13 protein-coding genes are annotated in these 12,886 nt (G+C 58.8%); 7 read left to right on the forward strand and 6 right to left on the reverse strand.

Translation table 11 applies throughout. The annotated features are described in order from the left end of the window. The first annotated feature begins 387 nt into the window (after positions 1–387). Entirely contained in the window at positions 388–1,137 is a 750-nt protein-coding gene (locus B2J69_RS22740) for a MipA/OmpV family protein (RefSeq protein ID WP_081142622.1), read from the forward strand. A 72-nt stretch (positions 1,138–1,209) separates the two neighbouring features. Further along, positions 1,210–2,061: an aldo/keto reductase gene (locus B2J69_RS22745; protein WP_081142624.1), complete on the forward strand. Its 852-nt coding sequence runs from the start codon at positions 1,210–1,212 to the stop codon at positions 2,059–2,061. A 63-nt stretch (positions 2,062–2,124) separates the two neighbouring features. On the opposite strand, the gene B2J69_RS22750 is transcribed toward B2J69_RS22745, so the two are convergent. Further along, complete coding sequence (locus tag B2J69_RS22750) at positions 2,125–3,000, reverse strand: D-hexose-6-phosphate mutarotase (RefSeq protein WP_081142626.1); 876 nt, start codon at positions 2,998–3,000, stop codon at positions 2,125–2,127. 73 nt (positions 3,001–3,073) lie between these two features. Beyond that, positions 3,074–4,069 carry a glyceraldehyde-3-phosphate dehydrogenase gene (gapA, locus tag B2J69_RS22755; protein WP_081142628.1) on the reverse strand — a complete coding sequence of 332 codons (996 nt, stop codon included), beginning with the start codon at positions 4,067–4,069 and terminating at the stop codon, positions 3,074–3,076. Positions 4,070–4,410: 341 nt separating this feature from the next. Between gapA and msrB the strand changes: the two genes are divergently transcribed. Beyond that, positions 4,411–4,821 carry a peptide-methionine (R)-S-oxide reductase MsrB gene (gene msrB / locus B2J69_RS22760; RefSeq protein WP_081142630.1) on the forward strand — a complete coding sequence of 137 codons (411 nt, stop codon included), beginning with the start codon at positions 4,411–4,413 and terminating at the stop codon, positions 4,819–4,821. 2 nt (positions 4,822–4,823) lie between these two features. Further along, a complete protein-coding gene (locus B2J69_RS22765) occupies positions 4,824–5,105 on the forward strand; it encodes a YeaC family protein (protein ID WP_081142632.1) in 282 nt (93 codons plus the stop codon). A gap of 38 nt (positions 5,106–5,143) precedes the next feature. On the opposite strand, the gene pncA is transcribed toward B2J69_RS22765, so the two are convergent. From pncA to sppA, 3 genes are all read right to left on the reverse strand, one after another. Beyond that, positions 5,144–5,752 carry a bifunctional nicotinamidase/pyrazinamidase gene (pncA, locus tag B2J69_RS22770; protein WP_081142634.1) on the reverse strand — a complete coding sequence of 203 codons (609 nt, stop codon included), beginning with the start codon at positions 5,750–5,752 and terminating at the stop codon, positions 5,144–5,146. Positions 5,753–5,769: 17 nt separating this feature from the next. Next, positions 5,770–6,783, reverse strand: coding sequence for an asparaginase (gene ansA / locus B2J69_RS22775; RefSeq protein ID WP_081142636.1), 1,014 nt, complete (start codon positions 6,781–6,783; stop codon positions 5,770–5,772). Positions 6,784–6,867: 84 nt separating this feature from the next. Further along, positions 6,868–8,727: a signal peptide peptidase SppA gene (gene sppA, locus B2J69_RS22780; RefSeq protein WP_081142638.1), complete on the reverse strand. Its 1,860-nt coding sequence runs from the start codon at positions 8,725–8,727 to the stop codon at positions 6,868–6,870. A 172-nt stretch (positions 8,728–8,899) separates the two neighbouring features. On the opposite strand from sppA, the gene B2J69_RS22785 reads away from it, so the two are divergent. The 3 genes from B2J69_RS22785 to B2J69_RS22795 all read left to right on the forward strand — a co-directional run bounded on the left by B2J69_RS22785 (position 8,900) and on the right by B2J69_RS22795 (position 11,851). Continuing rightward, the gene (locus B2J69_RS22785; protein WP_081142640.1) at positions 8,900–9,451 is read left to right on the forward strand and encodes an NAD(P)H nitroreductase; all 552 of its coding nucleotides are present in this window, start codon (positions 8,900–8,902) and stop codon (positions 9,449–9,451) included. A 175-nt stretch (positions 9,452–9,626) separates the two neighbouring features. Beyond that, positions 9,627–11,546, forward strand: coding sequence for a DNA topoisomerase III (locus B2J69_RS22790; protein WP_081142642.1), 1,920 nt, complete (start codon positions 9,627–9,629; stop codon positions 11,544–11,546). A gap of 26 nt (positions 11,547–11,572) precedes the next feature. Continuing rightward, on the forward strand, positions 11,573–11,851 hold the full coding sequence (locus tag B2J69_RS22795) for a YnjH family protein (RefSeq protein ID WP_094078547.1): 279 nt from the start codon (positions 11,573–11,575) through the stop codon (positions 11,849–11,851). Positions 11,852–11,880: 29 nt separating this feature from the next. Here the strand turns inward: B2J69_RS22795 and xthA are convergent, their stop codons facing one another. Beyond that, positions 11,881–12,687, reverse strand: coding sequence for an exodeoxyribonuclease III (xthA, locus tag B2J69_RS22800; protein WP_081142646.1), 807 nt, complete (start codon positions 12,685–12,687; stop codon positions 11,881–11,883). Positions 12,688–12,886 lie beyond the last annotated feature (199 nt).

Raw genomic sequence — 12,886 nt, forward strand, 5'->3', positions numbered from 1 at the left:
AAAGGAGCGTAATTAAAGGCTCTTGCAGCTCCCGGAAGATATTCTCATTTGAGTACAGCAACCCTTATGCCAACCTGATCTCTTGTTATCGGGATACACACTTTTTATGGTTACTCTGCTCTGACAATGACTCATGGCTTACTGTTAACTGTAGAAGGCATTTAGGAAATTTCCTCCGCATAATTTTACTATTTGGCGATATATCAATAACAAAGTCAGATTGTTGCAAAGCCAGACTGGCCAAAATTAAGGGGAAAAGAGAGTAGAATCCGGCAGATGTGGCGCTTTCAGCCGCTCTCTCAGCGCGCACCTCAGATAATGGTTAAACCGGCGAGCAAAAATCGTTAAACTTCGTGGTGATTTTTATATTTATGGAAGAAATAAATTGTGAACCAATTCAAACTTAAAGCGCTTAGCGCCCTTATTCCTTGTATTTTTTTTGTTAATACCGCTGCCGCTGAATCGTTGTCGCTTGGCGCATCAGTGATTTACGCGCAGTCTCCCTACCGTGGCGGCCAGGATCGCTATCTGCCGATTCCGGTAATTAATTACGAAGGAGAGAACTTCTGGTTCCGCAGCCTGCAGGGCGGCTACTACCTGTGGAAAGATCAGCAGAACCAGCTCTCCCTGACGCTGCTCGGCTCGCCGCAGCAGTACGATCCCGGCGAGAACGACCTCGGCGATATGAAAGATCTCGATAAGCGCCGGATGACGCTGATGGGCGGTGCCACCTATAGCCATATGGCGGAGTGGGGCATTCTGCGTACCGCGCTGCTGGGCGACGTGCTGAACAACAGCAACGGCATTATCTGGGATCTGACCTACCTCTATCGCTTCAACTTTGGCGATTTTAGCCTGACGCCAGGCGTCGGCGCGATGTGGAACAGCGCAAATCAGAACCGCTATTACTATGGCGTCTCCAGCCACGAGTCCGCGCGCACCGGCATCAATCGCTATCAGCCTGACGACAGCTGGTCGCCCTACGTCGAGCTGAGCGCCAGCTATCAAATCTCCCCGCAGTGGAACGCCAGCCTGGTGGGGCGCTATACCCGCTTTGACAGCGAAATCAAAGACAGCCCGATGATCGACAAGAGCGGACAGACCACGCTCTGGACCGGTATCAGCTACACCTTCTAGCGCCGACCTTAACGGGCGAGCGGCGAACGCCGGCACCCTAATGGTGCCCTGATTTGATGCAGGAGAAGAGAGATGGATAAAACGATCGCTTTTGATGACCGCACGCGGTTACCCGCTATTGGTCAGGGCACCTGGTATATGGGGGAAGAGGCCGCGCGACGCGGTGAAGAGGTGGCGGCGCTGCAGGCGGGGCTGGATGCGGGCCTGACGCTGATCGACACCGCGGAAATGTATGCCGAAGGCGGAGCGGAAGAGGTGGTAGGCGAGGCGCTGCGCGGCCGACGCGACAGCGCCTTCATCGTCTCGAAAGTCTATCCCTGGCACGCGGGGGAAGTTGACGCCGTTGAGGCGTGCGAGCGCAGCCTGCGGCGGCTCGACACCGATCGGCTCGACCTCTATCTGCTGCACTGGCGGGGCAATGTGCCGCTGGAGGAGACCATCCGCGCCATGGAGACGCTGCAGCAGCAGGGGAAGATTCTGCGCTGGGGCGTTTCTAATTTCGACGTCGACGACCTGCAGGAGCTGCTGAGCGAGCCGGGCGGCGCGCGTTGCGCCACCAACCAGGTGCTCTATCATCTCGCTTCGCGCGGGATTGAATTCGACCTGCTGCCAGAGTGTCAGCAGCGTCAGATGCCGGTAATGGCCTATTGTCCGCTGGCGCAGGCGGGCAGGCTACGTCAGGCGCTCTTCGCTGACTCGACGCTGGTGGAGATTGCGCAGCAGAAGGGGATTAGCGTGGCGCAGCTGCTGCTGGCCTGGGTGATCCGCAAAGAGGGCGTGATGGCGATTCCGAAAGCCAGCTCGCAGGCGCACGTCAACGAGAATGCGGCGGCGCTGCAGATCCGGCTAGAGGACGATGAGCTGGCGCGCATCAATAAAGCCTTCCCGCCGCCGCAGCGCAAAATGGCGCTGGATGTGGTTTAACTATCGTGGTCGGCGTTTACTGAGCGGGTAGCCAGGCTACCCGCAAAAACACTTTCAACGGCGTTAAGCCTTCTGCCGCAGGCGGAAGGTGGTCGCCAGCCGCGCCGGCTTCTCGTCTGCGCTGCGCATTGGCTTACTGATGCGCGCCGTCTCGACGCACACCATGGTTTTATAACCGTCGTTGGCCATGTCCGCCATGCTGCACGACAGCTCGACGCCAGGGTTCCAGGTCACCACGTCGCTGTGATGGTGGTGATAGACCTCAATCACCCGCTGCCCCTGGCTATCCTGGATCAGAGAGCAATCTTCCGGCTGCGTGAAGACGCGGTCGATGCGACCTGGATAGGTCTGTTTGCCGGTCGATTCCCGTTCGCTGTTGTTCTCTACCTTGTCGATAAAGCGCGCGCCCAGCCCGCTCACCTCGACGCCAGCGATATCGCCCACCTGGAAATAGCTGTGCAGCGCGCCGGTGGCGTTGAAATCGCCGTGTGCCTCTAGCTCGATTTCACAGTGCTTGCCAAGACGGAAGCGGGCGAACAGCGTAAAGTCATGCGGCCACAGCTTTTTGGTCTGCGCGTTGCTTTCCAGCACAAAGGTCAGCATCACGTTTTCTTCATTCTCGTCGTGCGCCGACAGCGTCCAGGGCTGATTGCGCGCGAAACCGTGCGCCGGTTCGCCCTCGGGCCCGAACCACGGCCAGCAGATCGGCACGCCGCCGCGAATCGCCTTACCCGCAGAAAAAAGCGACTTTTCGCTCAGCCAGATCGCCGGCTTTTCTCCGCTCGGCTGCCAGGCGATAAGATGCGCGCCCTGCAGCGTCACCGCCGCGCGAACCTGGGGGTGACTCACCACAATCACCGGCAGATCGCCCAGCTGACGCTGCGAAAGGTAAGGGGAGATCTGTTTCACCACCGGCAGGGAGAAAATTTTATCTTGCATAACCGAATCCTTCCTGTTGCTACGAAAAAAAAGGGCGACCGAAGTCGCCCTTGTTGTCTCCTGACCGGTTTGCTTATTTAGCAACCAGCGCGATCAGGTCGAGAACTTTGTTTGAGTAGCCAGTTTCGTTGTCATACCAGGAAACCAGTTTCACAAAGTTGTCGTTCAGCGCGATGCCGGCTTTGGCGTCGAATACTGAAGTCAGCACTTCGCCGTTGAAATCGGTAGAAACCACGTCGTCTTCAACGTAGCCCAGCACGTCTTTCATTTCGCCTTCGGCAGCGGCTTTGATCGCTGCACAAATTTCTTTGTAAGACGCGGCTTTTTCCAGACGCACGGTCAGGTCAACCACGGATACGTTCGGGGTCGGTACGCGGAACGCCATACCGGTCAGTTTACCGTTCAGCTCCGGCAGGACTTTGCCCACGGCTTTCGCTGCGCCAGTAGAAGACGGGATGATGTTCTGAGATGCGCCGCGGCCGCCGCGCCAGTCTTTGTGAGACGGGCCATCAACGGTTTTCTGCGTAGCGGTGGTAGCGTGAACGGTGGTCATCAGACCTTCGACGATGCCGAATTTGTCGTTGATGACTTTCGCCAGCGGTGCCAGGCAGTTAGTGGTGCAAGAGGCGTTAGACACGATGTCCTGGCCTGCATATTTGTCGAAGTTAGCGCCGCGCACGAACATCGGGGTGTCGTCTTTAGACGGACCGGTCAGCACGACTTTTTTCGCGCCAGCGGTGATGTGTTTACGTGCGGTTTCGTCGGTCAGGAAGATACCGGTCGCTTCAGCAACCACGTCCACGCCCACTTCGTCCCACTTCAGGTTAGCCGGGTCTCTCTCAGAGGTAACGCGGATTTTTTTGCCGTTTACGATCAGCGCGCCGTCCTGCACTTCAACGGTGCCGTTGAAGCGGCCGTGCGTTGAGTCGTACTTCAGCATGTAAGCCATGTAGTCGGCGTCTAACAGGTCGTTGATCGCAACGATTTCGATGTCAGAACGCTGCTGAGCAGCACGGAAAACGATACGGCCGATACGACCAAAACCGTTGATACCTACTTTGATAGTCATATATTCCACCAGCTATTTGTTAGTGAATAAAAGGTTGGCTGTAAAATTACAAAAACCTTACCAGGCGTCAAGCGGAATCGTGTCAATAGTTGCGACAGGTCAATCCGTTCAACAGGAATAATTTGTTGCGCAACCGCTTGCGCAACAGAGGTATGGAGATGATGCCAAAACCCGATCGCTGAATATAAAGGGATACCATTAGCAAAAGGTGATCGAAGTCACAAATCTGCGCTGTGAAAGGAAACTCAGACAACTAAGCACGAAAAAAAAACCGCCATTGTTATTCATTTGTTAGAATAGTAGTCGATTTTTTCAGAATGACACTCTCCGGAACCACTCAAATGGCTAAAGAAACCGCATCCGAAGCAAAAATTGCGCAATTGTCTGAAATGCAGCGCTATGTCACGCAGCAGCGCGGCACCGAACCGCCGTTCAGCGGCGCGCTGCTGCACAATAAACAGGAAGGCATCTACCACTGTCTGGTCTGCAATGCGCCGCTGTTTCTCTCTGAGTCGAAATATGACTCGGGCTGCGGCTGGCCGAGCTTTTATCAGCCGGTCGCCGACGACGCGATTCGCTATCTTGAAGATGATTCCCACGGCATGCATCGTATCGAGATCCGCTGCAACAGCTGCGACGCGCATCTGGGACACGTTTTCCCGGACGGCCCACAGCCCACCGGCGAGCGCTACTGCGTCAACTCGGCGTCGCTGAGTTTTACCGATGAGCAGGGCGACGAGACGCAGGGGTAATCATGAAACAGCAGCTTGAAGCAGTGGTCGACGCCATGACGCCAGAGGTGTATCAGCGGCTGGCAACGGCAGTAGAAACCGGCAAATGGCCGGATGGCGTGGCGCTAACGCAGGAGCAGCGCGACAACTGCCTGCAGCTGGTGATGCTCTATCAGGCGCGTCACAATGCGACGCCGCAGCATATGACGATTGGTCAGGGCGGGGAGATGGTGACGAAATCGAAGCGAGAGCTGAAGGAAGAGTTCGGCATCGACGCAGAGATTACCCGCATCAATCTGCATTAGGCAGAAGGCCGACGCGCCGTCGGCCTGATTGCCTTGCGCTAGATCAGCACGGCGCCTTGCGCCTTCATCTGGGCAAAGGCAATTTCGCTGTCTTCCGGGCTTAGATTGACGCCGCGGCAGCCCTCTTTCACCACCGTGACCTGATAGCCCAGCTCCAGCGCATCCAGCACGCTGTACTTCACGCAGTAATCCGTCGCGATCCCCAGCATTACCAGATGGGTAATGCCGCGCGCCTGTAGCCAGCTGTCCAGCTCGGTTTTGCGTCGGTGACCGTTGTCGAAAAAGGCGCTGTAGCTGTCGACGTCGACATCCTGACCTTTATGAAACACGGCGTCGATCAGGTTGCGATCGAGACCGGGATGGAGTTCAGCGCCCGCAGAGCCCTGAATGCCGTGATCCGGCCACCAGATCTGCGCCAGGCCGTTCAGTTCGCCCAGCGTATAAACCGGCTCGCCGGAGACCGAGGCGAAGCTGCCGTGGTCGGCGGGGTGCCAGTCCTGCAGCGCCAGCACGCAGTCGCCGCGCGCGCGGAATTCGCGCGCGTAGCGGTTGGCCACCGGCACGGTCATATCGCCTTCATGCACGGCCATCGGGCCGCCGGGACAAAAATCGTTCTGTATATCAATGATGATGAGGGCCTGCTTCATAACAGGTTGCTCCGTAATTAATCTTCGGTCAGTTCACCGCGCAAATTCTGCTGCATCCTGGCGCGAATCTGGTCGCAGGAAAGATCCTGGCTCAGTAAAAAGTGGAGCTTGGTCAGCGCGGCTTCCACTGTTAAATCAAATCCGCTGATCACGCCCGCATGTTCCAGCGCGTTGCCTGTGGCGTAGCCGCCCATGTTCACCTTACCGGAGATACACTGGGTCAGGTTCACCACCACAATGCCGCGATCGCTCGCCTGCTGCAGCTCGGCAAGAAACTCGGCGTTCTGCGGCGCGTTGCCGACGCCGTAGGAGCGCAGGATCAGCGCCTTCACCGGCTGACGCAGGAAGTTACGCACCACGTCTGCCGAAATACCCGGATAAATCGTCACCACGCCAATCGGCTGCGGGGTGATGGTGTGCACCTTCAGCGGCCCGTTGCCCTGTGGCGCAGGCGGGGTATTCAGCCGACGAATATGGATGCCCGCCTCCAGCAGCGCGGAGAGATTAGGCGACGCAAAGGCGTTAAAGCCGTCCGCATGCGCTTTGGTGGTCCGGTTGCCGCGATAGAGCTGGTTATTAAAAAACAGCGAGACTTCGTTAACGGGATAGTTGGCCGCCACGTAAAGCGCGTTCAGCAGGTTTTGCTGGCCATCGGAGCGCAACTCCGCCAGCGGGATCTGTGAGCCGGTGACGATCACGGGTTTCGCCAGATTCTCCAGCATGAACGACAGCGCCGAGGCGGTGAACGCCATGGTATCGGTTCCATGCAGGATAACAAATCCATCGTAACGATCATAATTTTGTCGAATATCTTCGGCGATTGACTGCCAGTCTTCCGGCGTCATATCCGAGGAGTCGATCAGCGGATCGTATTCGTGAATAGTGAAATCAGGCATTTCAGGCCGGTGAAACTCCGGCATATTCGCCAGCTGTTGCTGCAGGTGGCCTGAAACCGGGATATAGCCCTGTGCAGAGCGCTGCATGCCGATGGTGCCGCCGGTGTAGGCGACATAGATATTTTTCTTTTGCATCAGAAACTCAGACTTGCCGTAAAACGCGCAGTATAAGGGGAAAGCAGGGGAAAAGCAGCCCGATCAACGACCGGGCTGCGAGCTTTATCGCACTTCGCCGCAGTTCAAGCAGAAGGCGTAGCGATTTTGCGGATCGTTGAGGTTATTCAGCAGGCCAGGCTGTTGCTTCATGGCGCTCATTACGTCGAGCATCGGCGTCGGCAGCCAGACTTTCAGCGCGTTTGGCAGCACAGTCTGCGCTGAGGCGCTGACCTGGTTCAGCAGCATATCGAACATGCCCGGCTGATCCTGATACCAGGTGAGCTGCGGCGTTGCGACCTTCGCCAGTTCGCCCGCTTTCTTCACCGCATCGTCGAAGTCGCCCAGCGCATCCACCAGACCGTTGCTCTTCGCGTCGCTGCCGGTCCAGACGTGACCCTGCGCGATAGCGTCGATCTGCTCCGGCGTCTTATGACGCGAGGCGGCGACCAGGCCGACAAAGTTGCGGTAGCCGTTTTCAATCGTCAGCTGCATCAGCTGCTGAACCTCGGTCGGCAGCGCTTTGGTAGAGGCGACGTCCGCCAGTGGCGAGGTGGCGACGCCGTCGGTATGTACGCCGATGCTGTCGAGACTGTTCTCCAGCGTGTTGATGACGCCAAAAATGCCGATAGAGCCAGTCAGGGTGCTGGGGCTGGCGATAATGTAGTCCGCCGGGGTCGAGATCCAGTAGCCGCCCGAGGCCGCCATGCCGCCCATCGACACCACAACCGGCTTACCGGCCGCATGCGCCGCCGCCAGCTCTTCGCGGATCGCCTCAGAGGCCGTCACGCTGCCGCCAGGGCTGTTGACGCGCAGGATAATCGCTTTGACTTTCGGGTCGAGGCGGGCGTCGCGGATCTGCGCGGCGGTGGTGTCGCCGCCGACGTTGCCGGGCGTCTCTTCGCCGTCCATAATCGCGCCGCTCGCCATCACCACGGCGATATTGCCGTCCTGCTGGGTGGGCTGTTTGACGTTGTAGTCATAGATGCTGACGCTGTGATAGTCGTTGTTGGCCTTATCCCAGCCGAAGGTTTTCACCAGCTCCTGATCGGCCGCCGCGCGGCTGTCCAGCACATCCACCAGCTTGTTGTTAAGCGCATATTTGGCGGTATCGCCGTTTACCGCTTCAAGACCGGCGATTACCGCCGCCGCGCCGGGGAAGAGCTGATCCGGCGTGATCTGACGGTTGCCCGCCACGGTGGTGAGGTAGTTCTGCCACAGCTGACCAACCCAGCGGCTGTCGGCGTCGCGCGCCGCCTGCGACATATCGTCACGCAGGAAAGGCTCGACCGCGGACTTATAGGTGCCGACGCGGAAGACGTGCGAGTTAACCTTCAGCTTGTCCAGCAGGGTTTTATAGTAGAGGCCGTTAGTGGCAAAACCGTGCAGATCTACGGTGCCCTGCGGCGAGAGGTAGATTTTGCTGGCGTAGCTGGCCAGGTAGTACTGCGCCTGACTGTAGCTGTCGCCCAGCGCATAAATCGGCTTGCCGCTGTCGCGGAACTCGCGCAGCGCTTTGCCGACATATTGCAGAGAGGGCTGATCGCCGCCGGCGAAGTCGCGCAGATCCAGCACCATGCCTTTAATGTTTTTGTCGCCTTTCGCCTGACGAATGGCGTCAACCACGTCAAACAGCGAGTTCTCCTGCAGGCGATCGCTGCTGGCGCCCAGCAGCTGTCGGCCCAGTTTGCTCAGCTTATTGCTGACCGAAGGCTTATCGACAATGACGCCGGTAAGATCGACGCGTAGCGCGCCTTGCTGCACCGGCGTCGCGCTGCTGCCGGAGCCGCTGACCTGCAGCCAGATGCCGACGCCGACCAGAATCAACAGGATCAGGAACAGATTAAGAATAAACTCCCTGATAAAATTCAGCACTCGCCATGTCCATCGGAACAGACCGGCAATAATTCGCCACAATGTGCGCATCAGACTCTCCATTTTCGCTAGCGGAAAGCGGTCGCCGCGCGGCTCCGCCCTCCATGACGCCCTCATCCTAAAGAGCGGCGTGGAAAATGTCAGCAGGAAATCGCGGCGGACTGTTACAAAAGATCAGGCTGTGCCAGGATTAGCCAACGCGTTATGACATCAGGAGAAAATCATGGATGCACTTGAATTGCTGGTTAATCGTCGCTCAGCGTCGCGCCTGACCGAGCCGGCGCCGGCCGGCGAAAGTCTGCAGAACATTATCCGCGCCGGGATGCGTGCGCCGGATCACGGTACGCTGCAGCCGTGGCGCTTCGTTATCGTCGAGAATGAAGGGCGCGAGCGACTCAGCCGACTGCTGGAAGAGGCGGCGCGCGAGGCGCAGCTGGACGACAAGGCGATTGATAAAGCGGCGCGCTCGCCGTTTCGCGCGCCGATGATTATCACTGTGGTTGCCCATTGTGAAGATCACCCGAAGGTGCCGCGCTGGGAGCAGGTGGTGTCGGCGGGCTGCGCGGTGATGGCGATGCAGATGGCCGCGGCGGCGCAGGGCTTTAACGGCATCTGGCGCAGCGGCCCCTGGACCGATAACGCGCGGGTGCGCAGCGCCTTCGACTGCCGCGAACAGGACGCCATCGTCGGCTTCCTCTATCTCGGCACGCCGCAGCTTAAATCCAGCACCACCGTGATCCATCCCGACACCACGCCTTTTGTTCGTTATTTCTAGCGGATAATTCCCTCTTTTCATGCCAGCGCGGCGGGTTGCGCGGATCCTGTGCGACCGATCCAGAAGTGACCCGCCAGAGCTTACCTCCGTATGCGGAAACGTCTAAGATAGCGCTGCGCCTCTGTGCGTTAGCCGAATGGCCCTTATACCCTGAAGTAAAGGATCTCTCTGACCCATGCGTTTGTTTATTGCGGAAAAACCCAGCCTGGGCCGCGCCATCGCCGATGTGTTGCCCAAACCTCATCGCCGCGGCGACGGCTTTATCGCCTGCGGCGACGATCAGGTCGTCACCTGGTGCGTCGGGCATCTGCTGGAGCAGGCGCAGCCGGACAGCTACGACAGCCGCTACGCGCGCTGGTCGCTGGCCGACCTGCCGATTATCCCGCAAAAATGGCAGCTGCAGCCGCGTCCTTCGGTGGCGAAGCAGCTTAAAGTGATTGAGAAGCTGCTGAAACAGGCCAGCGAAGTGGTGCACGCCGGCGACCCGGATCGCGAAGGTCAGCTGCTGGTGGATGAGGTGCTGGACTATCTTCAGCTGCCGGCGGAAAAACGCGGACGCGTGCAGCGCTGCCTGATTAATGACCTCAATCCGCAGGCGGTAGAGCGCGCGGTCGGTCGCCTGCGTGAAAACCGCGAATTCATTCCGCTCTGCGTCTCGGCGCTGGCGCGTGCGCGCGCCGACTGGCTCTACGGCATCAATATGACGCGCGCCTGGACGCTGCTGGGCCGCAATGCGGGCTATGACGGCGTGCTGTCGGTAGGACGCGTGCAGACGCCGGTGCTGGGGCTGGTGGTGCGCCGCGACGAAGAGATCGAAAACTTTATTCCCAAAGACTATTTCGAGGTGAAGGCGCATATCGTTACGCCTGACCAGCAGCGTTTTGTCGCCAGCTGGGTGCCCAGCGACGCCTGCGAGCCCTGGCAGGACGAAGAGGGGCGTTTGCTGCATCGCGCGCTGGCGGATCACGTCGTGGCGCGTATCGCCGGTCAGCCCGCCGTCGTTACCCACTATAACGACAAGCGCGAGGGCGAGGGCGCGCCGCTGCCGTTTTCGCTCTCCAGCCTGCAGATTGAGGCGGCGAAGCGCTACGGGCTGAGCGCGCAGACGGTGCTGGACACCTGCCAGAAGCTCTATGAAACCCATAAGCTAATCACCTATCCGCGCTCCGACTGCCGCTATCTGCCGGAGGAGCATTTTGCCGGCCGTCATGCGGTGCTCAAGGCAATTCAGGCGCACGCGGGCGCGATGACGCCGCCGGACGACTTTAGCGCCGACCGCCGCAACCGCTGCTGGGATGACAAAAAGGTCGACGCGCATCACGCCATTATCCCCACCGCGCGCGCCAGCGCGGTGCGCCTGACGGAGAACGAGCAGAACGTCTATGCGCTGATTGCGCGCCAGTATCTGATGCAGTTCTGCCCTGATGCGATTTTCCGCAAGTGCGTCATTGAACTGGATATCGCCGGTGGCAAATTTGTTGCCAAAGCGCGCTTTCTGGCCGAGGCGGGCTGGCGCGCGCTGCTGGGCAGCAAAGAGCGCGACGAGGAGAATGACGGCACGCCGCTGCCGGTGGTGGCGAAAGACGATCGGCTGCTGTGCGAGCGCGGCGAAGTGCTGGCGAAGCAGACGCAGCCGCCGCGCCCCTTTACCGACGCCACGCTGCTCTCCGCCATGACCGGCATTGCCCGCTTTGTGCAGGATAAAGAATTAAAGAAAGTACTGCGTGCGACCGATGGTTTAGGCACGGAGGCGACGCGCGCCGGGATTATCGAGCTGCTGTTCCGCCGCGCGTTTCTGGTGAAAAACGGGCGCTATATCAACGCCACGCCTGCGGGACGCGCGTTGATCCACTCGCTGCCGGAGCTGGCGGCGCGTCCCGATATGACGGCGCAGTGGGAATCCACGCTGACGCGGATCAGCGAAAAAGCGTGCCGCTACGAGGAGTTTATGCAGCCGCTGGTCGGCACATTGACCGACCTGATCCAGCAGGCGCGCCAGCAGCCCAGCGCGATAGCCTTCCGCGGCCTGCCTGCCTCAGGGCAGAAAAAGCGTCCAAAACGCACGGCGAAACGAAAAGTGAAGGAGAGCGAATAATGCGTTATTGCGCGGGTTTATGGTTGATGGCAGCGCTGTTTAGCGGCGCTGCCGCGGCGACTGTCTCACACGGACATGGGCAGAACAGCAGCGTGGGTGGCAACACCGATGTGGTGGTGGATCTGCCGCCTGAAGTCTGGACGCAAAATCAGAACAGCGCACCCAGCTGCCAGCAGTGCTGTATTTTTGAAAACCGCAACTACAGCGAGGGCGCAGTGGTGAAGTCGGAAGGGGTACTGCTGCAGTGCGCGCGCGATGAAAAGGTGCTCGGCACCAATCCGCTGATCTGGAAAATCGTTAAATAAGCGGCGTGGCGCTATGCCACGCCGCGCTATCAAAACTGGAAGGTTGACCAGACCGGCGCATGGTCGGACGGTTTGTCCATGCTGCGGATATCGTAGTCGATCCCGGTTTCTACACAGCGGGCGGCCAGCGGCTGGCTGGCCAGCAGCAGATCGATGCGCAGACCGCGATTGTCATCGAAGCCTCTTGAGCGGTAGTCGAACCAGGAGAAGCGGTCGCTGACCGCCGGGTTCTGCGCGCGGAAGGTATCCACCAGACCCCACTGCATCAGACGATCCATCCATTCGCGCTCTTCCGGCAGGAAAGAGCATTTGCCGGTGCGCAGCCAGCGTTTACGGCTCTCTTCGCCAATACCGATATCAAGATCTGTGCTGCTGATGTTCATATCGCCCATGATCAGCACCGGCTTATCTGCCAGCAGACTCTGCTCCAGGTAGCTCTGCAGATCGCGATAGAACTTCTCTTTCGCCGGGAATTTGGTCGGATGGTCACGGCTTTCGCCCTGCGGGAAGTAGCCGTTGATCACCGTGATGTTGCCGATTGGGCTGGGAATATCCGCCATAATGATGCGGCGCTGCGCCTCTTCGTCGTCGCCGGGGAAGCCGCGGCGAACCGCTATCGGTTCCGCTTTGGTCAGCAGCGCCACGCCGTAGTGGCCTTTTTGCCCGTGATAGAAGACGTGATAGCCGAGCTTTGCCACCTCTTCAAGCGGAAACATATCGTCATGCACCTTGGTTTCCTGCAGGCCAATGACGTCTGGCTGGTGCTGTTCGACCAGGGCTTCAAGCTGATGAGGACGGGCGCGCAACCCATTGATGTTAAATGAGACAAATTTCATGGCGTGGAACCGTGTTCTGCAAATGTTGCGGCGGATGGTAGCGAGTTTTAACGGAAAAGTCATGAGGAGGAGGGAAAGTGCGTTGTCTCGCTGCGCTCGACCCGAACCTTCGGTCGAAGCTTCTCATCCTTCTCCCCGAAGTTTTGGGTCATTCAGGAGAGGGTATTTAACAAAGGAGATTATACAAGGATGGTGGTGG

It is taken from the genome of Pantoea latae (genome assembly GCF_002077695.1).
Lineage (GTDB): Bacteria > Pseudomonadota > Gammaproteobacteria > Enterobacterales > Enterobacteriaceae > Pantoea > Pantoea latae.

Coding starts and splice junctions, on each gene's coding strand:
- B2J69_RS22745 (WP_081142624.1), top strand. CDS start 1,210: ATGGATAAAACGATCGCTTTTGATGACCGCACGCGGTTACCCGCTATT.
- B2J69_RS22750 (WP_081142626.1), bottom strand. CDS start 3,000: ATGCAAGATAAAATTTTCTCCCTGCCGGTGGTGAAACAGATCTCCCCT.
- gapA (WP_081142628.1), bottom strand. CDS start 4,069: ATGACTATCAAAGTAGGTATCAACGGTTTTGGTCGTATCGGCCGTATC.
- msrB (WP_081142630.1), top strand. CDS start 4,411: ATGGCTAAAGAAACCGCATCCGAAGCAAAAATTGCGCAATTGTCTGAA.
- B2J69_RS22765 (WP_081142632.1), top strand. CDS start 4,824: ATGAAACAGCAGCTTGAAGCAGTGGTCGACGCCATGACGCCAGAGGTG.
- pncA (WP_081142634.1), bottom strand. CDS start 5,752: ATGAAGCAGGCCCTCATCATCATTGATATACAGAACGATTTTTGTCCC.
- ansA (WP_081142636.1), bottom strand. CDS start 6,783: ATGCAAAAGAAAAATATCTATGTCGCCTACACCGGCGGCACCATCGGC.
- sppA (WP_081142638.1), bottom strand. CDS start 8,727: ATGCGCACATTGTGGCGAATTATTGCCGGTCTGTTCCGATGGACATGG.
- B2J69_RS22785 (WP_081142640.1), top strand. CDS start 8,900: ATGGATGCACTTGAATTGCTGGTTAATCGTCGCTCAGCGTCGCGCCTG.
- B2J69_RS22790 (WP_081142642.1), top strand. CDS start 9,627: ATGCGTTTGTTTATTGCGGAAAAACCCAGCCTGGGCCGCGCCATCGCC.
- B2J69_RS22795 (WP_094078547.1), top strand. CDS start 11,573: ATGGCAGCGCTGTTTAGCGGCGCTGCCGCGGCGACTGTCTCACACGGA.
- xthA (WP_081142646.1), bottom strand. CDS start 12,687: ATGAAATTTGTCTCATTTAACATCAATGGGTTGCGCGCCCGTCCTCAT.